The sequence below is a fragment of the Actinophytocola xanthii genome (genome assembly GCF_001921205.1).
GTDB lineage: Bacteria > Actinomycetota > Actinomycetes > Mycobacteriales > Pseudonocardiaceae > Actinophytocola > Actinophytocola xanthii.
On sequence record NZ_MSIE01000156.1, the window covers coordinates 1 to 3693 of the forward strand.

A 3693-nucleotide genomic window follows, 5' to 3' on the forward strand; every position below is an offset into this window, starting at 1 on the left:
CGATCACCAGCTCGGATGTCCACGCGACACGGTTACCGCGTCAACCTTCCTTGATGAGGCACTAGTTGGTCGAGGACTAGCCGCGGATGGACCTTGGCGATGCCGCTGACGAGTTGTTGAACCGTGTAGTCGGTCCAGCCGGCGTGTTCGACCAGGTTGAGGACCGCCCGAGCGTCTGCTTCGTGGAGCTGGGCCCCCCAGGAGGCACCGTCATAGCGGCACGCCAGTTCAAGGACGCGGGAGGCAGTAGAGGGTGCGATGTTCGCGGCCAGCAGGTCCGCGACGGTTCCAGGTGGATTGTTCGCAAGCAGTTGCGCGCTGCCGGCCAGGAACCGGTTCTGCACGTCCGGGTCTGGGTCCTGGGTGCCGCGGCGGTGGAGATCGACAAAGGTGTCGCCGCGGTCGGTCCATCCGTAGTTGGCGAAGGCGTTCCCGACCGCGCTGCGTACCCCCGCTCGTTGCCTTTCGAGGCTTTCTAGCCAGGCGATAGCACGGGTTTCGTCGACTTCAACCCAGGCGTGGAGGAGTTGGTCTAGGTTCTCGTCGAGCGGTCCTGGTTCACCGGCCGCGATCGCGAGCACGATCCCCGGCACCAGGTCCGGGCGCACGGTGCTCAGATGCCGCCACACATCCCACAGCGACAGAGGCTTGTCGGGAATCGCCCTACGGATCTCTCGGCAGATCTTGTCTAGCGCAGCCGCGACGTCCGACGGATCGCCGTGGTCAACCAACTCGCGCACGACTTGCTCGACCAGAACGTCATGCGCTTCCTTCCGGCGCTCCAGGCGGTCACTGGTTCGAGCAGAGAGCGTTGCGGCTCGTTGGTCGTCCGACACCCCAGGTTCGCGCTCAACTCTCGCCGCCTCCGTTGCGCGGAGCTCATCCAGCGTGGGCACCGGGACCCCGCGTCGGAGCAGCTCGCCGTGGTTCTGTGGGTGCAACAGCAACTCCACGACGTCATCGTCCTCGAGTTCATCGAGAGCGGTCAGCAATGTCAGAGCCGCATGACGCACGGGAAGAGAGGGGGCGCCCATCGCGATCCATGCGATCGCACGGCGGATCATGCGGCGGACTACCGGAGATCTCGTCGCCTCAGCCGCTCGCTTCAGCGCATCAAGCGTTGCGAGATCGTCGGCCTCCCAGGCAAGCACCTCCTCGTCACCCACCTCCTGCCCGAAACGACCCATTGGCGGACGCAGCGCCTCTCCCAACAAGTCGACCGCCGTAGCAGCGCGACGCACGTCAGCACCGGAGGCCTGTTCAAGCAGCAGCGCGCGAATCCCGTCGCGTATCGGCCGCGCCCAGGACGCCGAGACCAGGAGGGGCGTGAAGGTCAGCTGCCGCGAACTCTCGACGTACTGGTGACGCTCGCACTCCTTCGCTAATAGCGGGCGCAGGACGAACAGCGGAGTGGTGACGTCCGCGTCATCGGGCGGTTCTGCGAGCCATCGGCGTACCCGGTCAACAATCCGCTCGGGAAACGATGCGTCGATCAAGTCCTCCAGGTTGGCAAGACGGTCGACGATCACCCGCTCGGCGTGGCCGGGGTACTGGTGCGTCGGCCGGACGTCGCTGCGCCGCAGGGCCCAGAGAGCGTCCAGCACGGTCTCGAGCAGTTCGGGAGAGCTGCGGGCACACTGCCCATACAGCGGGGGCATGCGCTGCCGAACGGTCTCCGCGTTGGCCGGCCTTCCCCACCACTGTAAGTATTCGTCGGCCACCGACGGCGGAGCATCCTCCGATCCGTCCCCATCACCGTCTGCATCGGGGTCTGGCGTGATCGTGGACTCGGTATCGTCCAGGCGCGCCCGGATGTCCTCGAGCGCGGCCACGAGCGCGTGCGGCTGCGTGACGGCGAGCCCGTCGAGCCTGCCGAGGGCGCTGTCGAGCCCGGCGTGATCCGCACGACGCAGCTCCGACCGGACCATCTCCCACACCGCGTCGAAAACCCGGGGCCCTCCTTGCCGAGCCAGCCGCCAATCCAGCTCCCCCAGTGCGATGACCAATCGCTGGCTGTGTGCGCCTCCGAAGACATTCCAAAGTTCCTCGGCGAAGTTGGTGGCGTCGCTTCCAACCGCCGCTTCCTTCTCGAGGATGTCGTCAGCCAGGACATCCGGAACCACTCGGGTCAGTCCGCTGCTGGTCACCAGCACGCCGCGGTCGTGCAGGCCCTGACGCAGACGGAGGAGGGCCGTTCGCGTCAGACCGCAGAAATCGGCGAAAGCTGGGCGCAGGTCCTCGTCATCGATGGGGCCGAGCGCCGCATAGACCGCGAGGAGCCGTCGGACCGTGGGAGCCGCGACACCATCGATCTCGCCGGCCGCCAACTCCTCGTAACGCGCGAGGACCTGCTCGCGCAGCCCGATGTCGACCACGACCGGCGTCGTCAACTCTCCGCGGCGGATCAGGCCCACAGCAATGACCGCGACATGCGGTGAATGCACAGCCTGTCCAGCGAAGTACTCACGTGCCGCAACCGCCAGACCGAGGTCTTCGGTGAGAGAATCGACCAGCTCCCGGGCTTGGGACTTCTTAAGCTCCCCCACCTCAACGGTCGCGATTCGGCTGAGCGGGTACCGGGCGTTGATGATTCGACGCCGGAGCGCATCGGTGCCCGATGGACGCGACGACAGAACCAGCTGGGTCCCGTCCACCTCACGGGCGTACTGGAGCAGCGGAGCGATAGCGGCCGGCTCCTGGTGCGCATCGTCGATGACGACAACCGCCGGCGTGTGCGGCAGCTCGGCGAGCGCCGCGGCGTCGACGCCACGGCCGGGCGACAAGCACAGCACAGGGACCTGGCGGTTCTCTTCCTGGAACTGAATAAGGGCTTCGACGAGTAGCCGGGTCTTTCCCCTGCCACCCGGGCCGGTCACCACCACAACGGCCGGCCAGTCCCCGTGTCGATGCAGCGCCGTACTCAAGGCCTGAAGTTCCGCTTCACGCCCTACATGCGGCCCCAGATCGTTGAGCATCGTGCCCGGGTCTCGACGGTCGGCGACGAACGTCTCGAGGGAAAGAAAGGCATCTTCGCCCGGAACCTCGAGGAATCTCTTTCGAAATGCCGCACCCCAGGTAGCGTCAAGGACGTCCCGCTGCTTGTGCAGGGGAAGGTCGTTCAGGAGCCGGCTTAGGCCACGTCGGTCGAGCAGCTCCCATTTCGGATGCTTCGCCATCTCATTCCGCGCGTTGCGAGAGGCTTCGCCCGAGAAGACCAGGTAGTGTACTTCCGCCTGGAACGTGCAGGCTTTCACGGCCGCCCTGACCTGGCGGGGGGTCAACGTGTCCTGTCGTTTGCACTGCCAACTCGCCGACGCACCATCGCAGAGGCTGCCCTCGAAGTCGATGCCGTCCTGGTTGTCCCCTCGGCGACCCCAGCGCTCGACACGGACGACATGACGCAACGGCTCCGCGCAGAAACGGTGGGCGCTGAGCAGACGCTCCGTAAAGTCCTCGAACCTCTCCCACGACAGGGACGGCGTCGGTAGCAGCTCGGGGTCCTTACCTGGCAGAAGGTCCCCGGAGGGGTGTTCGGCGCCTCCATCACCTGATGCAGACGGCCGCAGCTCACCATCCGCCACCAGCTTCCTCCCCGTCATCTCGTTCGACGTAGCGTCGACACAGCACCCCTCATGTCACGGTAGCGCTCTCAGAGCCTGTTCCTGAACTGATCTTGGTCGGCGTGTCGGGTGC

The 3693-nt window shown here is 66.1% G+C and carries 1 protein-coding gene; it reads right to left on the bottom strand.

The genetic code is table 11. The annotated features are described in order from the left end of the window. Window positions 1-32: 32 nt before the first annotated feature. Window positions 33-3581: a restriction endonuclease gene (locus BU204_RS37605; protein ID WP_158073580.1), complete on the bottom strand. Its 3549-nt coding sequence runs from the start codon at window positions 3579-3581 to the stop codon at window positions 33-35. Window positions 3582-3693: the final 112 nt, after the last annotated feature.